Source organism: Ornithinimicrobium cerasi, from assembly GCF_003702705.1.
Classification (GTDB): Bacteria; Actinomycetota; Actinomycetes; order Actinomycetales; family Dermatophilaceae; genus Ornithinicoccus; species Ornithinicoccus cerasi.
On record NZ_QZMN01000002.1, the window covers coordinates 149,398 to 175,765 of the forward strand.

Annotated in this window: 26 protein-coding genes and 1 pseudogene; 5 read left to right on the forward strand and 22 right to left on the reverse strand. The window is 72.7% G+C overall.

The genetic code is table 11. From position 1 onward, the window contains the following. Positions 1-41 precede the first annotated feature (41 nt). Entirely contained in the window at positions 42-1,556 is a 1,515-nt protein-coding gene (locus D4B81_RS02610; RefSeq protein WP_122260958.1) for an amidohydrolase, read from the reverse strand. Between the two features lie 120 nt (positions 1,557-1,676). Between D4B81_RS02610 and mce the strand changes: the two genes are divergently transcribed. After that, positions 1,677-2,129 carry a methylmalonyl-CoA epimerase gene (gene mce / locus D4B81_RS02615; RefSeq protein ID WP_122260959.1) on the forward strand — a complete coding sequence of 151 codons (453 nt, stop codon included), beginning with the start codon at positions 1,677-1,679 and terminating at the stop codon, positions 2,127-2,129. After that, the gene (locus D4B81_RS02620; RefSeq protein ID WP_237565766.1) at positions 2,126-3,514 is read left to right on the forward strand and encodes an AI-2E family transporter; all 1,389 of its coding nucleotides are present in this window, start codon (positions 2,126-2,128) and stop codon (positions 3,512-3,514) included. Before mce ends, D4B81_RS02620 begins: the two co-directional genes overlap by 4 nt. Before the next feature lie 49 nt (positions 3,515-3,563). On the opposite strand, the gene D4B81_RS02625 is transcribed toward D4B81_RS02620, so the two are convergent. Together D4B81_RS02625 and D4B81_RS02630 are read right to left on the reverse strand one after the other, a co-directional pair. Beyond that, positions 3,564-3,878, reverse strand: a complete 315-nt coding sequence (locus tag D4B81_RS02625; protein ID WP_097186933.1) for a hypothetical protein — start codon at positions 3,876-3,878, stop codon at positions 3,564-3,566. A gap of 14 nt (positions 3,879-3,892) precedes the next feature. After that, positions 3,893-5,575 (reverse strand): 3-hydroxyacyl-CoA dehydrogenase family protein, encoded by a 1,683-nt coding sequence (locus D4B81_RS02630; protein ID WP_122260961.1) that lies wholly within the window; start codon positions 5,573-5,575, stop codon positions 3,893-3,895. A 97-nt stretch (positions 5,576-5,672) separates the two neighbouring features. On the opposite strand from D4B81_RS02630, the gene nucS reads away from it, so the two are divergent. The 3 genes from nucS to D4B81_RS02645 all read left to right on the forward strand — a co-directional run bounded on the left by nucS (position 5,673) and on the right by D4B81_RS02645 (position 8,646). Beyond that, positions 5,673-6,368 (forward strand): endonuclease NucS, encoded by a 696-nt coding sequence (gene nucS, locus D4B81_RS02635; protein ID WP_097186935.1) that lies wholly within the window; start codon positions 5,673-5,675, stop codon positions 6,366-6,368. 68 nt (positions 6,369-6,436) lie between these two features. Further along, a complete protein-coding gene (locus tag D4B81_RS02640) occupies positions 6,437-7,963 on the forward strand; it encodes a gamma-glutamyltransferase (RefSeq protein WP_122260962.1) in 1,527 nt (508 codons plus the stop codon). Positions 7,964-8,007: 44 nt separating this feature from the next. After that, entirely contained in the window at positions 8,008-8,646 is a 639-nt protein-coding gene (locus D4B81_RS02645) for a cob(I)yrinic acid a,c-diamide adenosyltransferase (protein ID WP_122260963.1), read from the forward strand. Here the strand turns inward: D4B81_RS02645 and D4B81_RS02650 are convergent. From D4B81_RS02650 to rpmE, 19 genes and pseudogenes are all read right to left on the reverse strand, one after another. Beyond that, positions 8,643-9,071, reverse strand: a complete 429-nt coding sequence (locus D4B81_RS02650; RefSeq protein WP_122260964.1) for a DUF2550 family protein — start codon at positions 9,069-9,071, stop codon at positions 8,643-8,645. The genes D4B81_RS02645 and D4B81_RS02650 overlap by 4 nt on opposite strands. A gap of 7 nt (positions 9,072-9,078) precedes the next feature. After that, entirely contained in the window at positions 9,079-9,363 is a 285-nt protein-coding gene (locus tag D4B81_RS02655; RefSeq protein ID WP_122260965.1) for a F0F1 ATP synthase subunit epsilon, read from the reverse strand. Positions 9,364-9,400: 37 nt separating this feature from the next. Continuing rightward, positions 9,401-10,762: a uracil-xanthine permease family protein gene (locus tag D4B81_RS02660; protein WP_097187066.1), complete on the reverse strand. Its 1,362-nt coding sequence runs from the start codon at positions 10,760-10,762 to the stop codon at positions 9,401-9,403. A 216-nt stretch (positions 10,763-10,978) separates the two neighbouring features. After that, positions 10,979-12,216: pseudogene (locus D4B81_RS02665) on the reverse strand (acetyl-CoA hydrolase/transferase family protein). Positions 12,217-12,391: 175 nt separating this feature from the next. Beyond that, entirely contained in the window at positions 12,392-13,846 is a 1,455-nt protein-coding gene (gene atpD / locus D4B81_RS02670; protein ID WP_419866226.1) for a F0F1 ATP synthase subunit beta, read from the reverse strand. Positions 13,847-13,869: 23 nt separating this feature from the next. Next, complete coding sequence (locus D4B81_RS02675) at positions 13,870-14,766, reverse strand: F0F1 ATP synthase subunit gamma (protein WP_122260967.1); 897 nt, start codon at positions 14,764-14,766, stop codon at positions 13,870-13,872. A gap of 100 nt (positions 14,767-14,866) precedes the next feature. Beyond that, positions 14,867-16,516, reverse strand: coding sequence for a F0F1 ATP synthase subunit alpha (atpA, locus tag D4B81_RS02680; RefSeq protein WP_122260968.1), 1,650 nt, complete (start codon positions 16,514-16,516; stop codon positions 14,867-14,869). A gap of 67 nt (positions 16,517-16,583) precedes the next feature. Beyond that, positions 16,584-17,405, reverse strand: a complete 822-nt coding sequence (locus D4B81_RS02685) for a F0F1 ATP synthase subunit delta (protein ID WP_122260969.1) — start codon at positions 17,403-17,405, stop codon at positions 16,584-16,586. Next, positions 17,405-17,989, reverse strand: coding sequence for a F0F1 ATP synthase subunit B (locus tag D4B81_RS02690; RefSeq protein ID WP_122261118.1), 585 nt, complete (start codon positions 17,987-17,989; stop codon positions 17,405-17,407). The genes D4B81_RS02685 and D4B81_RS02690 overlap by 1 nt, the downstream gene beginning before the upstream one ends. A 118-nt stretch (positions 17,990-18,107) precedes the next feature. Further along, positions 18,108-18,323, reverse strand: a complete 216-nt coding sequence (locus D4B81_RS02695) for an ATP synthase F0 subunit C (protein ID WP_075957433.1) — start codon at positions 18,321-18,323, stop codon at positions 18,108-18,110. Positions 18,324-18,417: 94 nt separating this feature from the next. Next, positions 18,418-19,239 (reverse strand): F0F1 ATP synthase subunit A, encoded by an 822-nt coding sequence (atpB, locus tag D4B81_RS02700; RefSeq protein ID WP_237565769.1) that lies wholly within the window; start codon positions 19,237-19,239, stop codon positions 18,418-18,420. Between the two features lie 87 nt (positions 19,240-19,326). Then, positions 19,327-19,542: a hypothetical protein gene (locus D4B81_RS02705; RefSeq protein WP_097186946.1), complete on the reverse strand. Its 216-nt coding sequence runs from the start codon at positions 19,540-19,542 to the stop codon at positions 19,327-19,329. Then, positions 19,539-19,976 carry a hypothetical protein gene (locus D4B81_RS02710; RefSeq protein ID WP_122260970.1) on the reverse strand — a complete coding sequence of 146 codons (438 nt, stop codon included), beginning with the start codon at positions 19,974-19,976 and terminating at the stop codon, positions 19,539-19,541. The genes D4B81_RS02705 and D4B81_RS02710 overlap by 4 nt, the downstream gene beginning before the upstream one ends. A gap of 149 nt (positions 19,977-20,125) precedes the next feature. Then, complete coding sequence (locus D4B81_RS02715; protein WP_097186948.1) at positions 20,126-21,229, reverse strand: glycosyltransferase family 4 protein; 1,104 nt, start codon at positions 21,227-21,229, stop codon at positions 20,126-20,128. Positions 21,230-21,294: 65 nt separating this feature from the next. Then, positions 21,295-22,593: a serine hydroxymethyltransferase gene (locus tag D4B81_RS02720; RefSeq protein WP_122260971.1), complete on the reverse strand. Its 1,299-nt coding sequence runs from the start codon at positions 22,591-22,593 to the stop codon at positions 21,295-21,297. 37 nt (positions 22,594-22,630) lie between these two features. After that, the gene (locus tag D4B81_RS02725) at positions 22,631-23,560 is read right to left on the reverse strand and encodes an L-threonylcarbamoyladenylate synthase (RefSeq protein ID WP_122260972.1); all 930 of its coding nucleotides are present in this window, start codon (positions 23,558-23,560) and stop codon (positions 22,631-22,633) included. 370 nt (positions 23,561-23,930) lie between these two features. Continuing rightward, positions 23,931-24,806 (reverse strand): peptide chain release factor N(5)-glutamine methyltransferase, encoded by an 876-nt coding sequence (gene prmC, locus D4B81_RS02730; protein ID WP_122260973.1) that lies wholly within the window; start codon positions 24,804-24,806, stop codon positions 23,931-23,933. A gap of 130 nt (positions 24,807-24,936) precedes the next feature. Then, positions 24,937-26,025 (reverse strand): peptide chain release factor 1, encoded by a 1,089-nt coding sequence (gene prfA, locus D4B81_RS02735; protein WP_122260974.1) that lies wholly within the window; start codon positions 26,023-26,025, stop codon positions 24,937-24,939. 112 nt (positions 26,026-26,137) lie between these two features. Continuing rightward, positions 26,138-26,353: a 50S ribosomal protein L31 gene (gene rpmE / locus D4B81_RS02740; RefSeq protein WP_122260975.1), complete on the reverse strand. Its 216-nt coding sequence runs from the start codon at positions 26,351-26,353 to the stop codon at positions 26,138-26,140. Between the last annotated feature and the right edge of the window lie 15 nt (positions 26,354-26,368).

Consider the following 26,368-nt stretch of genomic DNA (forward strand, 5'->3'; position numbering starts at 1 on the left):
GGTATTCGCCGCCAACTGTAGTCCCCGGCCCCGGCGCCCCCTCAGCCGCCGTGCACCACCTGACCGTCCACGACGGTCGTCGACACGGTCGTCGCGCGCAGCCGCGCGGCCTGCTCGCCGGAGGTCAGGTCGTGGCCCGCGAGCGGGTCCTCGTCGACCAGGACGACGTCCCCGCGAGCCCCCGGCGCCAGCCGCTGGCCGTCGACCGAGCACGCGAGCGCCTCGCGCGGCGTGATCGCCTGCTCGGGGTGCCAGCTGGCCTCCTCGACCGGCCCGCGGTGCACGGCCGCGGCCGCCGCCAGCCACGGGTCCAGGCGCGACACGGGGGCGTCCGACCCGAGCACGACCTCGATCCCCCGGTCGAGGAAGGCGCGCAGCGCGAAGGTACGACCCGCCCGGTCCGGCCAGCACTGCTCGGTCGCCGGGCGGTCGTCGAGCAGGTGGGCCGGCTGGACGCTCGCGCGCACCGGCAGGCGGCTCCACAGCTCCAGGTCCTCCAACGCCACCAGCTGCGCGTGCTCGATCCCGCCCTCGGCGCCGGTCGCCTCGAACACCTCCAGCGCCTGACGCACCGCTGCGTCCCCGATGGCGTGCACCGCGGACCGGATGCCGGCGTCGTGGGCCAGCCCGACGAGCGCGGCCAGGTCGTCGGCGCCGAGGTTGGCGGCCCCGTGGGGCAACGGCAGCTGCGCGCCGTCGGCGTAGGGCTCGCAGCACCAGGCCGTCCGGGTGCTCAGCGACCCGTCGGAGATCACCTTGAAGGGCCCCATCGTCACCAGGCCCCGCGCCCCGACCAGCGGGTCTCCGGTGCGCAGCCCGGACCGCACGACCTCCTCGAGGCCGTCGGGGTACACCCCCACCCGGGCGCGTACGTGCGGCATACCCCGGTCCTCGCGCTGCCGCCACTGCTCCCACGGGCGACCGAACTCCAGGTCCGTGACCCCGACCACCCCGCGCTGCTGCGCCTCGCGCAGCGCCCGGGCCACGCCCACCTCGGCCACCTCACGGGCCCCCGGCAGGGCGGACAGCCTGTCGTAGACGGGGAACCACTCCCACTCCTCGACCACGCCGAGGGTGGCGGGCGCGCCGAGGAGCCGGAGGGCCGGCGTGTTGAGCCAGCCGTGGTGCGCGTCACCGCTGATCAGCACGAGCGGGACCGCCGTCGTCACCGCGTCGAGGTCGGCCACGGTGGGCTGCTGGGCCCACGTCGCGGTGCGGTGGCCGAAGGCGACGAGCACCCCGGTCGCCGGGACCGGTCCGTCGGTGAGCGCGCGGCGCACGAGGTCCTGCGCGTGCGCGACGGAGGTGGCCGCGGAGGTGTCCAGCCGGCTGCGCGTCAGGCCCCACTGCGTGGCGTGCACGTGGTGGTCCCAGAGCCCCGGGAGGGCCCAGCGCCCGGCGCCGTCGACCTCCGGTATGCCGTTCCGCGCCTCGGTCCGAGGTCCCACGCGGGCGACGCGGCCGTCGACGACGAGGACGTCGGTGGGACCGGGGTCGGGGCCGGCGGTCGGGTCGAGCGGCACGATGCGCACCTCGCGCAGCAGCAGGTCATGCATGGGTGCAGGGTAGACTGGCGAGGGGCGGCATCCTCTGTCGGCGGGCGGCTCTAGGCTGGGGTCATGAGCGCGACGCCGGGCAGGGTGCCAGAGGGCAGGACCGGGGCCGGGAGGCCGGGGATGGGTGACCTGGGGCCGTTCCTGCTGGCGATCGACCACGTCGGGATCGCGGTGCCCGACCTCGACGCGGCGATCGCCTTCCACCAGGACGTGCTCGGCAACCGGCTGGTCCACGAGGAGGTCAACGCCGAGCAGGGCGTGCGGGAGGCGATGATCGCCGTGGGCCCGGCCGACACCGGCGGCGGGGAGCACCAGCCCGCGATGATCCAGCTCCTCGCCCCCACCGGGCCGGAGTCCACGATCGCGCGGTTCATCGACCGCAGCGGTCCGGGCCTGCAGCAGCTGGCCTACCGGGTCACCGACGTCGCGGCGGTGACGACCCTGCTCCGGGAGCGCGGGTTGCGGCTGCTCTACGACGAGCCCCGACGGGGGACGGCCGGGTCCCGCATCAACTTCATCCACCCCAAGGACGCCGGCGGGGTGCTCGTCGAGCTGGTGGAGCCGGCCGGGTGACCGGGGGCATCCTGCGACGGGGTCGGCGCGGTGGCCCGGGGGGACGCCCCGGGCGGGGCGGCGCGCTGTCGCGGCTGCGGCCGCACCACCTCCCGCGCGCCGGACGCCGAGCGATGCGCTCCTGGCAGGACTACCGCGAGCGGCAGCTGGCGCTGCTGGAGGAGAACAACCCCGGCGCCACGCTGCTGGGCCCGCACGAGGTCGTGCAGCGGGTCGAGCGGGTCCGCGGCGAGCAGGTCCGCACGAGCCCGTCCGCGACCGCCCCCGGGGTGGTGGCCGCCGAGGCGTCCGCAGAGCTGCCCGTCGGCGCCCGGGGTGCCGACGCCGCTCCCGAGCCCGCCCGGGGGTGGCCGTTCGCCTCGCCGTTCTACCTCGGCTTCACGCTGGCGCTCGGGGCGCTCGTCGCCTGGCTCCTCGTCCAGAACCTGACCCGCCTGACGTCGGTGTTCACCTTCCTCCTGGTGTCGCTGTTCGTGACGCTGGCCCTGGACCCGGTGGTCCAGTGGCTGACGCGGCGGGGGCTGGGGCGGGGCGCGGCCGTCAGCCTCGTCTTCCTGGGCCTGGTGGGTGCGATCACGGTCGTGGGTCTGCTCGTCGTGCCGCCCACGGTCGCCCAGGCCACCGTGCTGACGGAGCGGGCACCGGGATACGTGCGCGATCTGCTGAGCTCGCCGTGGCTCAACGACCTCGACGCCCGCTACGACCTCTCCGACCGGCTGACCGCGGAGTTCGAGCGGCTGGCGATGGACCGGAGCACGATCTCGACGGTCTTCGGCGGGGTCCTCGGTGCGGCGGGCTGGGTCGCGGGCAACCTCATCGGCCTGCTGACCTCGATCATCCTCACCCTGTACCTCCTGGCGACGCTGCCGACCGTCAAGGAGGCCGCCTACCTGCTGGTGGCCCAGAGCCGCCGCCCCCGCGTGCGGGCCCTGGCCGAGGAGATCATGCGCCGCGTGGGCGGCTACGCGCTGGGACAGACCGCGGTCGCCACGGTCAACGCGCTGTGCTCCTGGGTGATGATGCAGGTCCTCGGCATCCCCTACTCCGCCATGCTCGCGGTGCTCGTCGGTCTGCTGGGCCTCATCCCGATGATCGGCGCCACCCTCGGTGCGGTCATCGTCGCCCTCGCCGCGCTCACGGTCAGCCCGACGGCGACGCTCGCGGTGATCATCTACTACATCGTCTACCAGCAGTTCGAGAACTACGTGATCGTCCCGCACGTGATGCGCCGGACCGTGGCGGTGCCCGGGGCCGTGACCGTGGTCGCGGTGCTCGTCGGCGGCACGCTGCTGGGGGTGCTCGGGGCGCTCATCGCCATCCCCGTGGCCGCAGGCCTCCTGCTCATCTACCACCAGGTCCTCGTCCCCCGCCAGGACAGCCTCTGAGACACCCCTCGGTCGGGGGACAGGCAGAGGGGTTCTGGTGCGCGGACGATCAGGCGAAGGAGCCGCCGGGGCGGCGGCGGTCGCGCGCGGCCCAGCACACCGAGTGCCAGTGCCGCCGGTTCTCCACCGTCTGCATCGCCTCCGCCGGCCAGACGACCGCGTGGGCGACGTCGGCGCCGACCTCCCCCTGGCAGCCGGGGCACCGGTAGCTGCGGCCCGAGTCGTTGGGGCGGACCTGCCGCACGGCCCACACCGCCCCGGCGTAGGACACCTCGGTGACCGTCGGCCGCCGCAACGACGTCGGCAGCCCGCCGGCCCCGGGGGCTGCGCGCCCGGAGCGACGGGGGCGGTTGGACCGGGGCATCGCGTCCCCGGGGCTCAGGCGCCGGTGAACGGGCGGTCCAGCAGCACGTGCTCCACGAGCAGCGGGGAGGGCTCGACCGCGTCGCGGGGCAGGCCGGAGCTGCCCGAGGCGAGCTCCTCGCACACCGCCAGCACCTCGTCCGCGCCGATCGCGTCGATCATCGCGAACGGCCCGGTCGGGTAGCCCAGTCCGTGCTGGAGCGCGGTGTCGATGTCCGACACGCTCGCATAGCCCTCGTCGAGCATGCGCACCGCGTCGTTGAGGTGCGGCACCAGGAGCGCGTCCACGACCAGGCCGGCCCGGTCCCGGCAGACGACCGGCTCCGCGCCGAGCCGCGTCACCACCTCGCGCAGCATCGCCAGAGCGGCCTCGTCGGTGACCGAGGTGCGACCGATCTCCACGACCTGACCGTTGCCCGTCGGGGCGTGCACGCGCAGCACCACGCAGCGCTCGGGCCGTCCGGAGATCGCGCCGAGCGCCACCGCCGCCGCGGCGTTGACCGTCGCCAGCACGGTCTGCGGGCCGGTGATCTCCCCGAGCTCGGCGAAGAGGTCGTCCACGTCCCGCCCGGGCAGCTCCGCGCCGTCCTCGAGGTCCGCCAGGTCGTCGACGTCGGTGTCCAGCTCCTGCGCCTCGATGACGAGCCCGGCCGGGGCCAGCCGGGCGAGCTCCGCCGAGTCCTCGGCGTCGGGGACGTGCACGACGCCATACCCGCCCTCCTCCAGGCGCGAGGCGAGCTCCTCCGCGACCTCGCCCGCCCCGACGACCCCGACCGTGCTGAGGGTCGGCGCCTCGAGCGGCGCGGGGGTCTGGGCGTCCTCGACGACCTGGCCGCCGCCCGGCCTGGCGTAGGTGTAGAAGCCGCGCCCGCTCTTGCGACCGAGCAGCCCGGAGGTCACCATCCGGCCCAGCATCGGGCTGGGGGCGTGCATCGAGGACCGGGTGTGGGAGTAGATGACGTCGCCGATGTGGTGGCACACGTCGAGGCCGACGAGATCCATCAGGGTGCAGGGGCCCATCGGCAGCCCGGCGCCGACGCGCATGGCGGTGTCGAGGTCCTCGCGCGAGACGTGACCGTGCTCGAGCATCCGCAGCGCCGACGTGAAGTAGCCGAAGAGCAGGTAGTTGGCCACGAAGCCCGCACGGTCACCCACCACGACCGACTTCTTCCCGAGCCGCTCCGAGACGGCGACCACCGCCTCGACGACGGCCGGGTCGCTGCGCAGCGTCGTGATCACCTCGACCAGCTTGAGCACCGGTGCGGGGTTGAAGAAGTGCAGGCCGACCACCCGCCCGGGGTGCCGGGTCGGCGCCGCGATCTGGGTGATCGACAGGCTCGACGTGTTGCTCGCGAGCACGGCGTCCTCGGCGACGATGTCGTCGAGCTTGCCGAAGACCTCGTGCTTGAGCCCCATGATCTCCGGCACCGCCTCGACCACCAGGTCCGCCCCGGCGAGGTCGCCGAGGTCGGTGCTGATCGTGACCCGGCCCAGGATCTCGGCCTGCCCGGCCTCGTCCAGCCGGCCCCGGGCGACGGCCCGGTCGGTGGACGCCTGCAGGATCGCGCGGCCCCGCTCGGCATACTCCTGCGTCGTCTCGACCCCGACCACGTCCAGCCCTCCCCGGGCGAAGACCTCGACGATGCCCGCACCCATGGTGCCCAGCCCGATGACTCCGACGGTGGTGATCTCACGCATGGGCCGATCCTCTCATTGCCCGCCCGGGGGGTATGGCGACGGGCCGGGTCCTCCGCTCCCGTCCGGGGGCGCCCGGGGCCGGGTTAGTCTGGCGCGCGTGCGTGTCGTCATCGCCCGTTGCTCCGTCGACTACCAGGGCGCCCTCGAGGCGCACCTGCCCCTCGCCACCCGCCTGCTCATGGTCAAGGCCGACGGGTCGGTGCTCGTCCACTCCGACGGCGGGTCCTACAAGCCGCTGAACTGGATGGCCCCGCCGTGCTCGATGGCCGAGGTCGAGCCCGACGACCTCGAGCGCGAGGAGGGGGTGGGGTCGGTCTGGCTCGTCCGGCACGGCAAGCGCGACGACACCCTGCGGATCCGGCTGCACGAGGTGCTGTCGGACAGCTCGCACGAGCTGGGGATCGACCCCGGCCTGGTCAAGGACGGTGTCGAGGCGCAGCTCCAGGCGCTGCTGGCCGAGCATATCGGCACGCTGGGCGAGGGGTTCGCGCTGCTGCGGCGCGAGTACATGACGGCGATCGGCCCCGTCGACATCCTCTGCAGGGACGCCACGGGCACCACCGTCGCGGTCGAGATCAAGCGCCGCGGGGACATCGACGGCGTCGAGCAGCTCACCCGCTACCTCGAGCTGCTCAACCGCGACCCGCACCTGGCACCGGTCCAGGGGGTCTTCGCCGCGCAGGTCATCAGGCCGCAGGCCCGGGTGCTGGCCACCGACCGCGGGATCCGCTGCGTGACGCTGGACTACGAGGCGCTGCGCGGCCTGGACGACGCGGGCGCGCGGCTGTTCTGAGGGCCGGACGCACCACGCTCCTGGTCCGGACGCAGCGCGCGCCCGGTCGACACGGCACAATCGGGCCCATGGTCAGACGCGCCGCGATCGCCGCGCCCAACGAGCACGCCACCCGCGCCGCCGAGCACGCCCTGGCGTCGGGGGGCAACGCGGTCGACGCCGCCGTCGCGGCGATGGTCAGCGCCACCGTCACCGAGCCCGGGATCGTCTCCCCGCTCGGCGGCTGCTACCTCAACATCTGGCCGACCACCGGCGACCCGGTCGTCGTCGACGGCAACGTCGAGATGCCGGGCCGCGGCCAGCCGCGCGAGGCCTTCGGCCGCGGCCTCATCGAGGCGGCCAGCGACTACGGCGGCGGCATGGTCACCTACGTCGGCGCCGGCTCGGTGGCGACCCCCGGCATGTTCGCCGGCATGGGGCTCGCCCACGCACGCTACGGCGCCGCCCCCTGGGCCGAGCTGCTGCGACCGGCCGCCGACACCGCGCGCCAAGGGTTCGCGCTGTCCCGCACCGCCCAGTCCTACCTCGTCCTCGTCACCGGCACGATCCTCGCCTGGGACCCGGCGACGCGGGCGATGCTGACCGACGACGGCGCCGCACCCCCGGTCGGCATGCCCGTCCGGGACCCCGCCCTCGCCGACGCTCTCGAGCAGATCGGCGAGGAGGGTGCCGCCTGCGTCCACACCGGCGACCTCGCCCGCGCGATCGCTGCCGACGTCGCCGACCGCGGCGGCCTCCTCACGCTCGAGGACCTCGCCGCCTACCGGGCCGTCGTGCGCCCCGCCCTGCGCAGCTCCCTCGGCGAGTGGGACCTCGCCTGCAACCCGCCGCCCTCGATCGGCGGACCGGTCCTCACCGCGCTGCTGCGCCTGCTGTCGGCGGTCGAGCAGGAGATCACCCCCGCCCGCGCCGCCACGGTCATGAAGGAGGTCCTCGACATCCGCCTCGACCGCATCGACACGGCCGAGGACCTCGCCGCGGCCGGCGCCGAGCTGCTCGCCACCCTCCACGAGATCGGCTCGGCCGGCCTGCCGACCTCCCCCTCGACCGCGCACGTCTCCGTCGTCGACGGCGAGGGCATGGCGTGCGCGCTCACCGCGAGCGCCGGCTACGGGTCCGGCATGACCGTCCGCGGCACCGGCCTCATCTGCAACAACGCCCTGGGTGAGCTCGAGCTCAACCGCCTGGGACTGCACGCCCTCGAGCCCGGCACGCGACTCGCCTCCAACATGGCCCCCACGACCGCCCGGCGCAGCGACGGCACCGTGCTGGCGATCGGCACCCCGGGCGCCGACCGCATCACCACCGCCCTCGCCCAGGTGATGACGCACCTGGCCCGCCACGGCGAGGACCTGCAGACGGCCATCGAGCGCCCGCGGATGCATCCCCGGCGGCTCGAGGACGGCACGGACCGCATCGAGCACGAGCAGGACGAGACCATCGCGGCGAGCCTGGACGCGGCCGGCATCCCCCGCCACGAGCACCCTCCCCTGGCGATGTACTTCGGCGGCGTCGGCGCGGCGCTACGGCACGTCGACGGTCGGCTCGAGGCGGGCGCCGACCCCCGCCGGGCCGCCGCGACGCGCGTCACCTGACCCGCGCGCGGACGGCATACCCCGCCTCTGCGACGATCGGCACCATGGTCAACCTCACGCGCATCTACACCCGCACCGGCGACGACGGCACGACGGCGCTCGGCGACAACGGTCGCACCACCAAGACCGACCCGCGGCTCGAGGCCTACGCGGACACCGACGAGACCAACTCCCAGATCGGCGTGGCGGTCGCCTCGGGGAGCCTGCCGGCCGAGGTCGCGCAGACCCTCACCCGCATCCAGAACGACCTCTTCGACGTCGGCGCCGACCTGTGCATGCCGCTGCGGGAGAGCTACGAGTGGGAGCCGCTGCGGGTGCAGGAGGCGTGGATCGACGAGCTCGAGGCGGACTGCGACCGCTACAACGAGGAGCTCGAGCCGCTGCGCTCCTTCATCCTCCCCGGAGGCACCCCCGGTGCGGCGCAGCTGCACGTGGCACGGACCGTGGCACGGCGGGCCGAGCGCGCGGCCTGGCGGGCGCTGGAGCAGTATGGCGACGCGCCCGCGGGCGCGGACGCGGGCAAGGGCGAGGGCGGGGTCAACCCGTTGACCGCGAGGTACCTCAACCGGCTCTCGGACCTGCTGTTCATCCTCGGCCGGGTGGCCAACCTGTCGGTCGGGGGCGACGTGCTCTGGCAGCCCGGGGGCGGTCGCGCGGAGGCGCCGGACAAGCGTCGCCGCTAGGCGACCTGGCTGTTCCAGCCCGGCGGGACGGCCTCGACCCAGGAGCGCAGGGCGGTGTAGTGCTGCTCGTCGAGCGCGAGCTCGAAGGTGGAGCTGCCGTAGCACACCGGCACGGTGATGAGACCGGCCCGCCCGATGAGCCGGGAGTCGTCCTCGGCGACCGGAGCGGCCATCCCCAGGTCGAGGTTGCCGCGGATCCAGGGGCCGGCAGCGAGACCGCCCGGCCCCCGCAGGGCCAGGCGGTCGTCGCTGAAGCGGAGGGTGCCGCGCCGCCACTGCTCCCCGTGGCCGCGGTAGGCGGTCGGCATGGGCGCGAACGAGGACCCCTGGTCCCCGAACGCCCGGAACGCGAGCAGCCCCACCCCGAGGATCAGCAGCGCGCCGAGCGCCGCCATGATCACCAGGAGGAGGGCCGGGTCCGGCACGTCCGGCCTAGGCGGTCTCGGCCGGGGTGGAGAGGCCGGCCGCGTCCACGTTGTCCGCGACGATGACGACGCGGTCGTGGTCGACGGAGAGGAAGCCGCTGTCGATGCTCACCGACTCGGTGCGACCGGAGGTCTCGATGCGCACCTCGCCCGCGGCGAGGACCGCCAGCAGCGGGGTGTGCCCGGGCATGATGCCGAGGTCGCCGTCGATGCTCCGGGCGCTCACCATGGAGGCCTCGCCCTGCCAGACCTGCCGGTCCGCGGCGACGAGCTCGACCTTCAGTTCACTCACGACATCTGTCCTCTCGGGGTTGCTGCGGGGGCTCGGGTCAGTCTACCCGCCGGGCGGGGTCCTCCCAGGAGGGGTTGTCGACCTCAGGCTCGGCGTTGGTGGGGCCACCGACCTCGAGGTGACCCTCGGCGGCGACCGCCCCCGTGAGCCGGTTGACCGCGTGCATGCCGTGGTAGAGGACGAGCGCCGCGGCGGTGCCGAGGGCGATGCCCTCGAAGGCCAGCGCGCCGACCGTCCAGGTGTAGTTGGCGATGCCGACGACGAGCGCCACGGCCCCCGTGGTGAGGTTGATCGGGTTGCTGAAGTCCACCCGGTGCTCGACCCAGATCCGGAACCCGAGCACGCCGATCATCCCGTAGAGCACCGTCGCGGCACCGCCGAGGACACCCACCGGCACGGTCTGGATCGCGGCGCCGAACTTGGGCAGGAAGGCCAGCGCCACGGCGGTGAACCCGGCGACCCAGTAGGCGGCGGTGGAGTAGACCTTGGTGGCGGCCATGACGCCGATGTTCTCCGCGTAGGTCGTCGTGCCGGACCCCCCGCCGGCGCCGGCGAGCGTGGTGGCCAGGCCGTCGGACATCAGGGTGCGGCCGATCATGTGGTCGAGGGAGTCCGCCGAGCTGCCGGTCATCTGCGCGACCGACTTGACGTGCCCGATGTTCTCCGCGACGAGCACCAGCACGACGGGCAGGAACAGCCCCACGACGCTCCAGTGGAACTCCGGCAGCATGAGCTCCGGCGCGCCCAGCCAGGCCGCGTCGCCGATCGCCGTGGTGTCCACCTCCCCGCGGAGGGCGGCCACGGCATACCCGACGAGCACGCCGAGCAGGATGGACAGGCGACCGAGCAGACCCCGGAACAGCACCGCGCTGAGCACGATGGCCAGCAGCGTGACGAACGCGGTGACCGGTGCCTGCTCGACGTTGTTCCACGCCGCGGGGGCGAGGTTGAGGCCGATGAGGGCGACGATCGCGCCGGTGACCATCGGGGGCATCAGCCGCCCGACCCACCCGTGCCCGACCACCTGCACGAGCGCGCCCACGAGCGCGAGGGCGACGCCGGCCATCACGACACCCCCCAGCGCCCCGGCCGGCCCGTGCTGACCCTGCGCGGCGGCGATGGGCGCCAGGAAGGCGAAGGAGGAGCCGAGGTAGGACGGCACCCGGTTGGCGGTGATCAGGAGGAAGAGGAGCGTGCCCACCCCGCTGAAGAGCAGCGTCGTGCTCGGGGGGAACCCGGTGATGAGCGGCACCAGGAACGTCGCGCCGAACATCGCGACGACGTGCTGCATGCCGATCCCGACCGTCGGCGCCCAGGCGAGCCGCTCATCCGGACCGACCACCTGCCCGGGCTCGATGCGGTAGCCGTCGCCGTGCAGTCGCCAGGTCCACAGGCTCACGCGGGTCTCCTCGGGGGTGGGGCAGGGGCGGGTATGCCGTCGGCCGGCTCGGGTGCGCGACCGCGCGCGAGCCTACCTGCCGGACCGGGCAGGCCACGCGGCGGTCGTGCCCCCGCTCGACCGGCCCTGCGGCCCCCTCTGCACTCGCGACGCCGTTCTGTGCTGTGAGTCTGATCGATCAGACTCACAGGACACCTTCGCGTCGTGAGACGGCCCTCAGGCCAGCCCGAGGTGGTGCGCCTCCTCCCACAGCTCCTCGCGGACCCGGGGGTGGGCGGCGTGCTCGATGAGGTGGCGGGCCTGGTCCTTCTCGCTGTGACCGAACAGCTCGGCGACCCCCTGCTCGGTGACGATCGCCGAGGCCTGGAAGGAGGTCACCGGTTCCTCCACCATGGGCACGATCGTGGAGACGTCGGCCTTGGGGTGCCACGAGCGCAGCGCCATGATCGCCTGCCCGCCCTGGGAGTGCAGCGCCCCGACGATGAAGTCGGTCTGGCCCCGAAGCCGCTGTGGATCCGGGCGTCGATCCGGGAGGCGTTGGCCTGCCCGAAGAGGTCGACCTCGAGGGCGGTGTTGATCGAGGTCATCGACCGCTGCCGGGCGATCAGCGCCGGGTCGTTCGTCCGCTCGGTGCGCAGCATGTGCACCCTGCGGTTGTCGTCCAGCCAGTCATAGAGGTCCTGGCTGCCGAAGAGGAAGGAGGTGGTGAGCGGGTGGTCGGCGTCGAGCGCGCCCGCGGCGTCCAGGGCGAGCACGCCGTCGGAGAACATCTCGGTCCACAGCCTCAGCCCCCGGTGGCCGGTCAGCGCCGCCAGCACCGCGTCGGGCACCGCGCCGATCCCCATCTGCAGGGTGGCGCCGTCCGGCACCATCGACGCCACCCGCTCGCCGATGGCCGTGGTGTCGGCCCCGAGCGCGGCCGCCGCGGGCGGGGTCGGCAGCGGGCTGCTCACCTCGAGGGCCAGGTCGACGTGCTCGAGAGGCACGAGCGCGTCACCGTGGGTGAAGGGCATCCGGTCGTTCACCTGGGCGACGACCAGGCCGCCCCGCTCCCGGCACGCCTCGATGGCCGCCGGCAGCACGTTGACCTCGATGCCCAGCGAGACGACGCCGTCGCGCGGCGCGGAGCAGTGGAGCAGGACCGCGTCCACCGGCAGGGAGCGCCGGAAGAGGATCGGCACCATCGACAGCCGCGAGGGCACGTAGCGCAGCCCCGGGTGCCGTCGCTGCCCGGCCCCGACGAAGCTGGTCTCGACGACGACGCCCTCGCGTTCCGGCAGCCCGGGAGGCCCGTTGAGGGTGTTGAGGACGTAGCTGCCCACGTGCTCGTCCAGCAGCCGCACCAGCTCCCAGGGGACGCTGTGGTTGCCGGAGGCGACGACGCGGCCGCCGTCGGGGAGGGCGCGCAGAGCACCGGCCAGGGCCGGGGTGTCGACGGTGATCACGAGGGACATTCTGCTACGACGCGACGTCGGAGGTCTCGGCGGGGGCGGAGGGCACGCGCACCGTCGGTGCGCGTGGCCCGGCCCGGACCACACCGGGTATGCCGCGGGGCCGGTGAGTCGATCGACTCACCGGCCCCTCGGCATACTCCGTGCCTGTGCCTGTGCCAGCGCCTGGGTCAGGTGCTCAGCTGTTCTTCTCCAGCTCGGCGGCCTGGCGCTCGACGTCGTCGAGGCCACCGCACATGAAGAAGGCCTGCTCGGGCAGGTGGTCGTACTCGCCGTCGGCGACCTTGGTGAACGCCTCGATGGTGTCGACCAGCGGCACCGTCGAGCCCTCGATGCCGGTGAACTGCTTGGCGACGTAGGTGTTCTGCGACAGGAAGCGCTGGATGCGCCGCGCACGGCCGACGAGGATCTTGTCCTCCTCGGACAGCTCGTCGATGCCCAGGATCGCGATGATGTCCTGCAGCTCCTTGTAGCGCTGCAGGATCGACTTGATCCGGACCGCCGTGTCGTAGTGCTCGCGGGTGATGTAGCGCGGGTCGAGGATCCGGCTGGTCGAGGCCAGCGGGTCCACGGCCGGGTAGATGCCCATCGAGGCGATCGGCCGGGACAGCTCGGTCGTCGCGTCGAGGTGGGCGAAGGTGGTCGCCGGGGCCGGGTCGGTGTAGTCGTCGGCCGGCACGTAGATCGCCTGCATCGAGGTGATCGAGTGACCGCGCGTGGAGGTGATGCGCTCCTGCAGGGTGCCCATCTCGTCGGCGAGGTTGGGCTGGTAGCCCACCGCGGACGGCATGCGACCCAGCAGCGTGGAGACCTCGGAACCGGCCTGGGTGAAGCGGAAGATGTTGTCGATGAAGAGCAGCACGTCCTGCTTCTGCACGTCGCGGAAGTACTCCGCCATCGTCAGGGCCGACAGCGCGACGCGCAGGCGGGTGCCCGGCGGCTCGTCCATCTGGCCGAAGACGAGGGCGGTCTGGCCGAGGACGCCGGCCTCCTCCATCTCGACGATGAGGTCGTTGCCCTCACGGGTGCGCTCGCCGACGCCGGCGAACACGGAGACACCACCGTGGTCACGGGCCACGCGGGCGATCATCTCCTGGATGAGGACCGTCTTGCCGACGCCCGCACCGCCGAAGAGGCCGATCTTGCCGCCCAGGACGTAGGGGGTGAGGAGGTCGATGACCTTGATGCCGGTCTCGAACATCTGGGTCTTGGGCTCGAGCTGGTCGAACGCGGGAGCCTGGCGGTGGATGCCCCAGCGCTCGGTGATCTCCAGCGTCTCGCCCTCCTCGAGGTCGAGCACGTCACCGGTGGCGTTGAAGACGTGGCCCAGGGTCACGTCGCCCACGGGCACGGTGATCGGGCCGCCGGTGTCCTGCACGGCCTGGCCGCGGACGAGCCCGTCGGTCGGCTGCAGCGAGATCGCGCGGACCATGTTGTCGCCGATGTCCTGCGCGACCTCGAGGTTGATGACCTTGGTCTCGCCGCCGAGGGTGACCTCGGTCTTGAGGAGGTTGTAGAGGGAGGGCATCTGCCCGGGCGGGAACTCGACGTCGACGACCGGGCCGATGATCCGGGACAGACGACCGACGCCGCCCTGCGACTGCTCCTGTGCCGGAGCCTCAGTGGTAGCCATGCTCATGGTTCAGTGCTTCCTTCTCACTTGGCGTCGGCGAGGGCGCTGGCGCCGCTCACGATTTCGCTGATCTCTTGGGTGATCTCGGCCTGCCGGGCCTGGTTGGCCAGCCGGGTGTAGGTCTTGATGAGCTCGTCCGCGTTGTCCGTGGCCGACTTCATCGCGCGCTGGCGGGCCGCCAGCTCGGACGCCGCCGCCTGCAGCAGGGCGTTCCAGACCCGCGACACGATGTAGTGCGGCAGCAGCGCGTCGAGGGCCTCGGTCGGGCTGGGCTCGAACTCGTAGAGCGGGAGGAGGTCCTCCTGCCCCACCTCCTCGGCCTCGACGACCTCCAGGGGGAGCATCCGCACGACCTGGACCTCCTGGGTGACCATGCTGACGAACCGCGTGTAGACGATGTGCAGCTCGTCGACGCCGCCCTCCTCCGAACCCTTGAGGAACTCGGCCAGACCGAGCTGGGCGATCTCCTTGGCGGTCTCGAAGTCGGGTCGGTCGGAGGAGCCGGACCACGACGCCGCGAACTCACGGCCGCGGAAGCGGTAGAACGACTCGGCCTTGCGACCGTAGAGGAACGGGACGACCTCCATGCCCTCGTCGGTCAGGGTCTCGCGCAGCTGCTCGCTGCGCTTGAGCACGCTGGCCGAGTACGCCCCGGCGAGGCCGCGGTCGGAGGTGACGATCAGCACCGCGGCGCGCCGGGGGTTCTCCCGGGCGGTCGTCAGCGGGTGGTCCGCGTCGGAGTAGCTGGCCACCGCGGACACCGCACGGGTGATCGCGCGGGTGTACGGCGAGGTCTGCGTCACCCGCTGACGGGCCTTGACGACGCGGGAGGCGGCGATGAGCTCCATCGCGCGGGTGATCTTCTTGGTCGACTGGACGGACCGGCTGCGCTGGCGGTACTCCCGCTGCTGCGCTCCCATATCTCGCCTCTCTCGTTGCTGTCGCGGTGGTCTGCGGTGGTCTCTGATCTGCGGTCCGGCGGGGTATGCCGTGGCGCGAGCCACGGCATACCCCCTCGCCTCAGCGGCGCTGGACGGTGATCTGCTCCTGGTCGATGTCGTCCTCGGGGAGGGCGTCGATGTTGTCGTCGTCCTCGTTGGAGCCGGCGTGCACCTCGTGGCTGTCGTCCGGGGCGAACTCCTGCTTGAAGGCCGCCATGGCCTCGACCAGGGACGCCTCGGTGTCGTCGCCGAGCTTGCCGCTCTCGCGGACGCCGGCGAGCAGGCCGTCCTGCTCGCGGCGAAGGTAGTCGACCCACTCGGACTCGAACCGGCGCACGTCGGAGACGGGGACCGAGTCGAGGTGACCGTTGGTGCCGGCCCAGATGATCGCGACCTGCTCCTCGACCGGGACCGGGGAGGACTGCGGCTGCTTGAGGATCTCGACCATGCGGGCACCGCGCTCGAGCTGCGCCTTGGACGCGGCGTCCAGGTCGGAGGCGAACATGGCGAACGCCTCCATCTCGCGGAACTGCGCGAGGTCCACCTTGAGGCGGCCCGAGACCGACTTCATCGCCTTGATCTGCGCGGCACCACCGACGCGGGACACGGAGACGCCCACGTCGATCGCCGGGCGGACGTTGGAGTTGAAGAGGTCCGACTGCAGGTAGATCTGGCCGTCGGTGATGGAGATGACGTTGGTCGGGATGTAGGCCGAGACGTCACCGGCCTTGGTCTCGATGATCGGCAGCCCGGTCATCGAACCGGCACCCATCTCGTCGGAGAGCTTGGCGCACCGCTCCAGCAGCCGCGAGTGCAGGTAGAACACGTCGCCCGGGTAGGCCTCGCGGCCCGGCGGGCGGCGCAGCAGGAGGGACACGGCGCGGTAGGCCTCGGCCTGCTTGGACAGGTCGTCGAAGACGATGAGGACGTGCTTGCCCTGGTACATCCAGTGCTGGCCGATGGCCGAGCCGGTGTAGGGGGCGAGGTACTTGAAGCCCGCGGCGTCCGAGGCGGGGGCCGCCACGATCGTCGTGTAGTCCAGCGCGCCGGCCTCCTCGAGGGTCGCGCGCACCGAGGCGATCGTCGACCCCTTCTGGCCGATGGCGACGTAGATGCAGCGGACCTGCTTCTCCGGGTCGCCGGACTCCCAGTTGGCGCGCTGGTTGAGGATGGTGTCGACGGCGACCGTGGTCTTGCCGGTCTGTCGGTCGCCGATGATCAGCTGACGCTGGCCGCGGCCGACCGGGATCATCGCGTCGATCGCCTTGATGCCCGTCTGCAGCGGCTCGTGGACCGACTTGCGGGCCATCACGCCGGGAGCCTGCAGCTCCAGCGCGCGACGCTCGTCGGTCTCGATCGGGCCGAGCCCGTCGATCGGGGCGCCCAGCGGGTTGACCACGCGGCCGAGGTAGGCGTCGCCCACGGCGACGGACAGGACCTCGCCGGTGCGGCGCACGTCCTGGCCCTCCTCGAGGCCGGAGAAGTCACCCAGGACGATGACACCGACCTCGTGGACGTCGAGGTTCAGCGCCAGACCGAGGGTGCCGTCCTCGAACTCCAGCAGCTCGTTGGTCATGACCGAGGGCAGGCCCTCGACGTGGGCGATGCCGTCGCTGGCGTCGACGACGCGCCCGACCTCCTCGCGGGAGGCGGCGCTCGGCTCGTAGGACTGGACGAACTGGTCCAGTGCGTCGCGGATCTCTTCCGGACGGATGGAAAGCTCCGTCATGTCTGTCTCCTCGTCGTCGGTCCGCTCGCGCGGCCGGGTCTCTGTCGGGGCGGGGTAGGGGGTGGGCTCAGCTGGTCATCTGGCGGCGGGCCTCCACCAGCCGGTGACCGACGGTGCCGTCGATGATCTCGTCGCCGATCTCCACGCGGATGCCACCGACGACGCCCTCGTCGATGATCACGTTGGTGTGGATCTGCCGGCCGTACTGGCTGCTCAGCGCGGCCTCCAGGCGGTCGAGCTGCGTCGCCGAGAGCGGCACGGCCGTGGTGACCGTCGCGCTGACCTGGTCCTGCCGGGCGGCGGCCTGCTCCAGGAAGGACGCGACGGTGAGGTCGAAGCGGCGGCCGCGCACACCGGCGACGGCCTGCTTGGCCAGGCGCACGGTCTGGGGCGCGGTGCGCACCGACAGGAGACGCTCCACGAGCGCACCCTTGGCCTGCGCGTCGGCCCGACGGTCCGCCAGCGCCGCCTGCAGGTCCGGGGTGGCGCCGACGATCCGGTCGAACCGGAACAGCTCGTCCTCCACCTGGCCCAGCCGGCCCTCGTGCTGGGCGTGGGCCATGACGGCCTCCACGCCGAGCCGCTCCAGGGCGAGGCCGAGGTCTCCCGCGGCGGGCCAGCGCTGGGCCACCACGGCACGCACGATGTGCAGCGAGTTCCCGTGGACCTTGCCGGTGAGCAGCCCCTGCGCGAGAGCCGCCCGGTCGGCACCCTCCCGGGAGGGGTCGGCCAGGTTGCGGCGCAGCGTCGGCGTGCCGTCGACGAGGCGGGCGACGGCCCACAGCTCCTCCGCCACCCGCAGCGCCACGTCGATCCCGTCGGCCCGCAGGACCTCCTCCAGGGCCGCCTCGGCCTCGGAGTAGGCCCGGCGGAACGCGGAGGTCTCCATCACCGGCCCCGCTCGCTGCGGGCGTCCAGCCGCTGGGGCGCGATGGCCCCGGACTCCAGGTCGGCCAGGAACCGGTCGACGATGCCGCGCTGGCGCGTCTCGTCGTGCAGCGACTCACCGACGATCTTGCTGGCCAGGTCGGTGGAGATCGCGCCCACCTCGCCGCGCAGCTGGACCATGGCCTGCTGACGCTCGGCCTCGATCTGCTTGTGCGCGGTGTCGGTGATGCGCGCCGCCTCGGACTGCGCCTGGCCCCGCATCTCGGCGACGATCTGCGCGCCCTGCTCCTTGGCGTGCTCGCGGATGCGGGCCGCCTCGGCACGGGCCTCGGAGAGCTGGTCCTCGTACTGCTTCTTGGCGGCGTCCGCCTCGGCCTGGGCCTGCTCGGCCGCGGCCATGCCGCCCTCGATCGCCGCGCGGCGCTCGCCGTAGGCACGCTCGAGGTTCGGGACGACCTTCGTGGCGACGAACCAGTAGAAGATCCCGAACATGATCAGGCCGAAGATCAGCTCCGGCAGGTAGGGCAGGATCGGGATGGCGTTCTCCCCGGCGCCCACCGGCTCGGCCTCCTCGGACGACGCCATCAGGACGCCCGACGCGATCGTGGTGAACTCCACGAGCGGCTCCTCACGTGTAGGTGTCCATCAGCCGTCCCCGCGGGTCGCGGGGCTGCTGCGGGACGGGTCTGGACGGGCGGGATGGTCAGCCGACGAAGAAGGCGATGAAGAAGAGGACCAGGCCGAAGATGGCCAGGGCCTCGGCCAGCGCGAAGCCCAGGATGGCGATCGGCTGGAGCTTGCCCTGCGCCTCGGGCTGGCGCGCGACACCGTTGATGTAGGCCGCGAAGATCAGACCCACGGCGATGGCCGGCCCGATGGTGGAGAGGCCGTAGCCGAGGAGGGTGATGTCACCAGTCACGTCGAATCTCTTTCTGTGTGTGGTCCCGGCGCCGCGGGGAGGGCGCCGGAGCGTTGTCGTGCGTATTCAGTTGTGGGAACGGGGAGGGACGGGCTCAGTGCTCGTCCGCGAGCGCGCCGCCGATGTAGGAGGCGGCCAGGAGGGTGAAGACGTAGGCCTGCAGGAACTGGATCAGACCCTCGAACACGGTCAGCATGGCACCGAGGATCCAGGCGGGGATCGCCACGAGCATGAGGCCGGGCTCGAAGGTCTTGAAGAGGTACCAGCCGCCGACGATGAAGACGACGAGCAGCATGTGCCCGGCGAACATGTTGCCGAAGAGTCGCAGGGCGAGCGTCAGCGGGCGGGTGATGAAGAAGGTGATGAGCTCCAGGAGAAGGATGAACGGCTTGATCCAGCCGGGCAGCCCGCTGGGCAGCATCGAGGCGAGGTAGGGGCCGACGCCACCCTTGTGCCGCAGACCGACCCAGTGGTAGACGACGTAGACGATGAGGGTCAGGCCGAGCGGGAAGCCGATCCGGGCCATCGGCGGGTTCTGGAACGGCGGGACGATGCCGAAGAGGTTGTTCAGCAGGATGAAGGTGAACAGCGCGAAGAGGAAGGGCACGAACCGCATGAAGTCGCGGCTGCCGATCATGTCGCGGGCGATCCCGTTGCGGGCGAAGTTGTAGACCTGCTCGGTCACCCACTGGCCCTTGCCGGGCACGACGGCGGCACGGCGGGTGGTCAGCTGCAGCCAGACCATGAGAGCGACGGTGGCGATCAGCACGAGGGCCATCGGGCGGGTGAAGAAGTACTCGGTGCCCGGGATGGCGAACATCGGCTGCCAGAAGTCGCCCGGCGTGGGCGGGAAGTGACTCTCGCCCTCCTCGGCCATCGGCAGGACGAGGCCTACGGCCGCCATGGTCGCACTCACGCGTTCTCCTCCACAGGGTTGTCTACGGGCGTCGGGGCGTGCTCGGCACAGGCCTGGACCGGGCGGGGTCCGGCGGGGACACCGACGTCATGACCTACCGTACCTGAGCCAGATGGAGTACATCGACAGGCCCATGCCTGCCAGCACGCCCACGGGGAGCAGGAAACGGGTGTCCAGCCACCAGTCCAGGAGCAGCCCGATCAGCCCGAAGGTGAGCGGGCCGGCCAGGAGGTAGCCGATCACGGCGTAGCCCACGTCGGTCTGCCGGGCCATGCCCTCGACCTCGGGCTCGGGGTAGCTCATCGGGGGTCCCCCGGCAGGTCGACGTCCAGCTCGGCGCGGGCCCGCAGGAAGCCGACCACGAGCCCCGCCTGGAAGACGAGCCCGACGATGACGAACGCGACGGCGAGCGGCACGACCTCGAGCCAGGTGGTCTGGGCCAGCGACCAGATGACCGCCGCGAGCACGACCATCTGCAGCACGAAGACGCCGAACGCCCCGGCCATGGTGCTCGCGGTGGGTCCCGCCAGCACGCCGCGGATGCCGACCACGCCGAGGACGAAGACGACGATCGAGATGACCGCCCCCAGCAGGGCGGACACGGCCGCCCACTCCCCCGCGGCGGCCCAGGTGAGCAGCGGGACGACCACGACCAGGGGGAGCGTCGGGACCAGCCCGCCGACGAGCATCGAGCGCAGCGGCGTTCGCGCGGGGCGCGGCGGTGCGGCTGCGGTCATGCGGTGGCTCCCGGTGGCTGGCGGCGTCGAGGTCTTGTGAAAGTTATCACAAGCACCTCCCCGACTCACAGCCGCGAGTCCTGCGACGGGGCGGATGCATCCACCGGGAAGCAGGACTCGGCCCCTGTGAGAAGAGGGGAGGGGGAGGCTCAGACGCCCGCCGCCACGCGCCCGCTCCTGGGCCGGGTGAGCAGGGTCGCCAGCGCCAGCGTCGCGACGATGCCCAGCGCCGACGCCCACGGCGGGAGGTAGGCGAACGAGACGGTGCCGGCCGCGATGAGCAGCGACCACAGGTAGAGCAGGATGACGGCCCGGCGGTGGCTGTGCCCGATGTCGAGCATCCGGTGGTGCAGGTGCCCCCGGTCCGGCTTCCACGGCAGCTGGCCGGCCCGGGTGCGCCGCAGCACGGCGAGCACGATGTCGAGGAAGGGCAGCGCCAGGATGGCGACCGGGATGGCCAGGGGCAGGAAGATGGCGGTTGCCGCCGAGGCGCTCGCCAGCGAGGAGCTGGGGTCGACCGACCCGGTCATGGAGATGGTCGCCGCCGCGAGGAGCAGGCCGAGCAGGAGCGCCCCGGCGTCGCCCATGAAGAGCCGGGCGGGGTGGAAGTTGTGCGGCAGGAAGCCCAGGCAGACCCCCATGAGGGCGGCGCTGATGAACGTCGCCATCGAGAAGACGTTGGGCGGGTCGAAGTTCTGGCTGACCAGGTAGCACCAGCCGAAGAAGGCGGTCGAGGCGATGAGCACCACCCCCGCCGCCAGCCCGTCGAGCCCGTCGATGAAGTTCACCGCGTTGGTCGAGACGACGACGACGAGGATGGTCAGGGTGACCATCACCGGCTCCGGCAGGTAGGTGACGCCCCCGATCGGCAGCGAGAGCAACCGGACCCCGAAGAACGCCATCACCCCGCCGGCGATCACCTGACCGGCCATCTTGGTCATCCAGTCGAGCTCGCGGACGTCGTCGACCGCGCCGAGCAGGGTGATGATCACCGCCCCCAGCAGGACGCCATAGAGCTGGGGCGAGGACGCGAAGAGCTGGCCGTGGTAGGGCAGCTCCCGACCCAGCACCACCGCCGCGGCGAAGCCCGCCAGCATCGCGACTCCGCCCAGCCGCGGGATCGGCACCGTGTGCACGTCGCGGTCGCGCACCGCGGTGATCGCGCCGACCCGCAGCGCGAGGAGACGCACCAGCGGTGTGGCCAGGTAGGTCACGACCGCCGCCGTGAGCAGCACCATGAGGAACTCGCGCATGTGGTCTCACCCGGCCCTGGGCATACCCGGGTGTCGTCCGGTGCCCGGGTCTGAGCCTGTCGGGCTCAGCGCGCCGGGGGCTCGGGGTAGGCGGGGAAGCGCGCCATCAGCTCGCCGACCTCGGCACGCACCTCGCGGGACACCGCGTGCTCCGGGTCGGTGTCACCCTCGGTGACGGCCCGGGCGATCAGCTTGGCGACGGTCCGCATCTCCTCGGTGCCCATGCCCTGGGTGGTCAGGGAGGGGCTGCCGACGCGGATGCCGGAGGCCACGTTGGGCTTCTCCGGGTCGAACGGGATGGCGTTCTTGTTGAGCACGATGCCGGCCGCGTCGCAGCGGCCCTCCGCGTCGACACCGGTGACCCCGACGCCGCGGAGGTCGTGCAGCGAGAGGTGGGTGTCGGTGCCACCCGTGATCGGGCGGATGCCGTGCTCGCCCAGGGTCTCGGCGAGCACCCGGGCGTTGTCGATGACCTGCTGCGCGTAGGTCTGGTACTCCGGTGTCGAGCACTCCAGGAAGTTGACGGCCTTGCCGGCCACGCCGTGCATCAGCGGCCCGCCCTGCATCATCGGGAAGACGGCGCGGTCGATCTTCTTCGCGTGCTCCTCCTTGCAGACGATCGCGCCGCCGCGGGGGCCGCGCAGCACCTTGTGGGTGGTGAAGGAGACGACGTCCGCGTGCGGAACCGGGCTGGGGATCGCCTTGCCGGCGACCAGGCCGATGAAGTGCGCGGCGTCGACCCAGAAGATCGCTCCGACCTCGTCGGCGATCGCGCGGAAGCGCTCGAAGTCGATGAGCCGGGGGATGGCCGAGCCGCCCGCGAGGATGATCTTCGGCCGGTGCTCCTTGGCGAGGCGCTCGACCTGGTCGTAGTCGATGTCCTCGGTGTCCTCGGCGACGCCGTAGTGCACCGCGTCGAACCACTTCCCCGAGAAGCTGACCTTGAAGCCGTGCGTGAGGTGGCCGCCGTGGTCGAGCGACATCGCCAGCACCGTGTCACCGGGCTTGGCGAAGGCGCCGTAGACCGCGATGTTGGCGCTCGCCCCGGAGTGCGGCTGGACGTTGGCGTGGTCGGCGCCGAACAACGCCTTGGCCCGCTCGACGGCCAGGTCCTCCACCTTGTCGACCTCGGCGCACCCGCCGTAGTAGCGGGCGTGGGCGTAACCCTCGGCGTACTTGTTCGACAGCGTCGAGCCGAGGGCGGCCAGAACGGCCGGGCTGGTCTGGTTCTCGCTGGCGATGAGCTGCAGGCCGCTGCGCTGGCGGTCGAGCTCGGAGACGAGGAGGCCGGCGATCTCGGGGTCCTGGTCCAGCAGCGCGCCGAAGTCGGGGCCGTAGTAGGTGTCGGGCGTCACAGCGGTCATGCGCCCCACTGTAGGGGGTCCGGTCGTCGCCGAGACGTCAGGGCGCGAGGGTGCGCACGGCGCTCGCGGGCACCGGCACGCCGCTGGGCAGGATCCCGCCGACGAGGCGGGCGTGCGTCTCCGCGGGCGGCGGTTCGTCGGCCGTCGCCTCCTGCGACTCCGCCCGCACGTCCTGCTGCGCGTCCGCCCTGGAGTCCCCCTGCGGCTCGAGCCGCACGTCCTCCTGCGCGTCCGCGCCGCCGTCCTCCTGCGGCTCCGCGCCGCCGTCCTCCTGCGGCTCCCCCTCCGGGGCCACCGGCGGCGCGTCGTGCAGGACGGTCGTGCCGAGGACGCCCCGGATCTCCTCGGGCGACAGCGCCCCGACGCGCAGGAGCACGGGCTCCTCCCCCGTGCAGTCCACGATCGTCGAGGGCAGCCCCCCGGTGCGGGGACCGTCGTCGAGATAGACGGCGACCGCCCCGCCGAGCTGGTCCATGGCCTCCTGCCCCGTCGTGGCGGCCGGCTGCCCGGTGAGGTTGGCGCTGGTGACCGCCATCGGGCCCACCTCGGTGAGCAGGGTGAGGGCGACGTCGTCGTCGGGCATCCGCAGCGCGACCGTGCCGTTCGTCTCCCCCAGGTCCCACCGCAGCGACGGCTGCGCGCGCAGCACCACGGTGAGCGGACCCGGCCAGAACTGCCGCATGAGGATCTTGGCGTACATCGGCACGTCGATCGCCAGCCCGTCGACGGTGCGGGGGCTGGGCACGAGCACCGGCGGCGGCATCTCCCGACCCCGGTGCTTGGCCGCCAGCACCATCGCCACAGCCACCACGTCGAAGGCGTCCGCGCCCACGCCGTACACGGTGTCCGTCGGCAGCACGACGACCTTGCCGGCGCCGACCGCCTCCGCCGCGCGGGTCATGGCGTCGCCACGACGTGCGGGGTCGGTGCAGTCGAGCAGGCGGTCCTGCAGCGGCGAGCCGGCCATGGGTCCTCCGGTCGGGTCCTGACGGTGCGGTGGCTGACGGTCTGCGGCCCCGGCGCTGCCGCCGGACCGGCGTGGACCAGTGTCGCACCTGCACCCCTCCGACACGTCGTCGCTGTCGGTTGCCGCAGGTCATCTAGAGTTGCGTTCCGCCGACCGCTCCTCAAGAGTGGTGCGGTAAGCCGATGGCGCACCCCGCGCCGTCGACGACACAAGGGAGAGTGACGTCATGCGTGGAAGTGGACTGATCTGGACGATCGTGGGCGTGCTGCTCATCATTGCCCTGCTGATCTACATCCTCTGATCGCCCCGCTCCGAGCGACGGCCCTCCTCCCTCCGGGGACGGGGGCCGTCGTGACTCCCGGGCAGGACGTCAGGGGCGGCCGGCCCGGACCGCCCTCGTCACCCGGGGCAGCCCCGCCAGGTCCCGGTGGTCCTCGACGCTCGCCCAGTCCCCTGTCGCCATGAGCGTGGCCGGCAGGGTCCGGCCCTGCACGTCGGCGTGCTCCATCAGCAGGACGCCGCCGGTCCGCAGCAGGTCCGCCGCCCGGGCCGCCACCTCGCGAGGGATGTCCAGCCCGTCCTCGCCGCCGCCGTAGAGCGCCAGCTCCGGGTCGTGCTCGCGCACCTCGACGTCGACGGGCACCGCACCGGGGGGGATGTAGGGGGGGTTGCTCGTCACCACGTGCACCTCCCCCGCCCAGTCACCGAACGACTCCTGCGCCGGTCCCAGCCGCAGGTCGACGCCGAGCCCGGTGGAGCGGACGTTCGCGGCGGCATACCGGTGCGCCTCCACCGAGAGCTCGACGGCCCCGACCCGGCTGTCGGGGCGGCGCGAGGCGAGCGCGAGGGCGACCGCGCCCGAGCCGGTGCACAGGTCGACGACCGTCGGCCGCTCGATCCCCTCGAGCGCGGAGAGCGCCAGCTCGACCATCACCTCGGTCTCGGGCCGGGGCACGAAGACCCCCGGTCCGACGGAGAGGTCGAGCCCGGCGAAGTGCGCCGTGCCGGTGAGGTGCTGCAGCGGAACCCGCGCGGCGCGGCGCGCCACCAGCCCCTGGTATGCCGTCGCCGTGGCCCCGTGCTCCCCGTCCGGCAGCGGCTCCCCGAGGAGCCGGGCGCGCCGCAGGTCCGCGAGGTCGCGCCGCAGCACGTGGGCGAGCAGCAGCTCGGCGTCGACCGCCGGGCTGGGCACCCCCGCCGCGGCGAGCCGGGCGGCTGCGGCCCGGAGCAGACGGTCGAGCGTCACGGGCGTCCAGCCCGGGGCCGACGGTGCCGGCCGGGCCCCGTCCGGTCCTCGCCGTGGTGGATCGGTGTCGTGGGAGCGACACCGGTCCACCACGGTCCCGCCGGGCGGGTGAGGTCCGGCACGCGCCCCCTCATCCCTGGACCGCGCCGAGACGCGCGGCCTCGTCGGCCTCGACCGCGGACTGCACGACCGGGTCGAGGTCGCCGTCGAGGACGTGGTCCAGGTTGTAGGCCTTGAAGCCCGTGCGGTGGTCGGCGATGCGGTTCTCGGGGAAGTTGTAGGTCCGGATGCGCTCGCTGCGGTCGACGGTGCGGACCTGGCTGCGGCGCTGCTCGCTCGCGGCGGCCTCGGCCTCCTCGACGGCGATCTGGTGCAGCCGGGCGCGCAGGACGCGCAGCGCCGACTCCTTGTTCTGCAGCTGGGACTTCTCGTTCTGGCAGGAGACGACCAGCCCGGTCGGCAGGTGGGTGATCCGCACCGCCGAGTCGGTGGTGTTGACCGACTGCCCGCCCGGTCCTGAGGAGCGGAAGACGTCGATCTTCAGGTCGTTGGGGTCGACCGCGACCTCGGTGGGGTCGTCGATGTCGGGCATGACGAGCACGCCCGCCGCCGAGGTGTGGATGCGCCCCTGGCTCTCCGTCACCGGCACGCGCTGCACGCGGTGCACGCCGCCCTCGTACTTCAGCCGCGCCCACGGGGCCTCACCCGCACCGGGCGTGCCGGTCGCCGCGATGGCCACCCGGGCGTCCTTGTAACCCCCGAGGTCGGAGACCGTCGCGTCCAGCAGCTGCGTGCGCCACCCCCGCCGCTCGGCGTAGCGCAGGTACATGCGCATGAGGTCCCCGGCGAAGAGCGCCGACTCCTCGCCACCCTCCCCCGCCTTGACCTCGAGGATGACGTCGCGGTCGTCGTCGGGGTCGCGGGGCACGAGCTGGCGGCGCAGCACCTCGGCGGCGTCCTCCGCCACCCGCTGCAGCCCGGGCACCTCCTCGGCGAGGCCGGGGTCGTCGGCGCCCAGCTCCCGGGCGGTCGCCAGGTCGTCGGCGGCCCGCTCCCAGGCGCGGTAGGCCGCCACCGTGGGGGCGAGCGCGGCATACCTCTTGTTCAGCCGGCGGAGCGCGGTCGGGTCAGCGTGAACGGCGGGGTCGGCCAGCGCCGCCTCGATGTCGGCGTGCTCGGCGACCAGCGGGAGGGCCGACGCGAACGGGGAGGCGGACACGGCATACCTCCTGTGGTGCGGGCAGTGCGGGCGGTGCGGACGCCGGTCGCGACGGGGCCGGGAACGGCGAACGCCGACCCCGCGAGCAGTCGCGGGGCCGGCGTCGGAGGAGCTAGTTGCCGGCCTTCTTGCCGTAACGCTCCTGGAAGCGGGCGACGCGGCCACCGGTGTCGAGGATCTTCTGCTTGCCGGTGTAGAACGGGTGGCAGCTGGAGCAGACGTCGGCGCTGATCTTGCCGGAGGTCGCGGTGCTGCGGGTGGTGAACGACGCGCCGCAGGTGCAGGTGACCTGGGTCTCGACGTAGGCCGGGTGGATGTCCTTCTTCATGATTCTCCTTGGGTG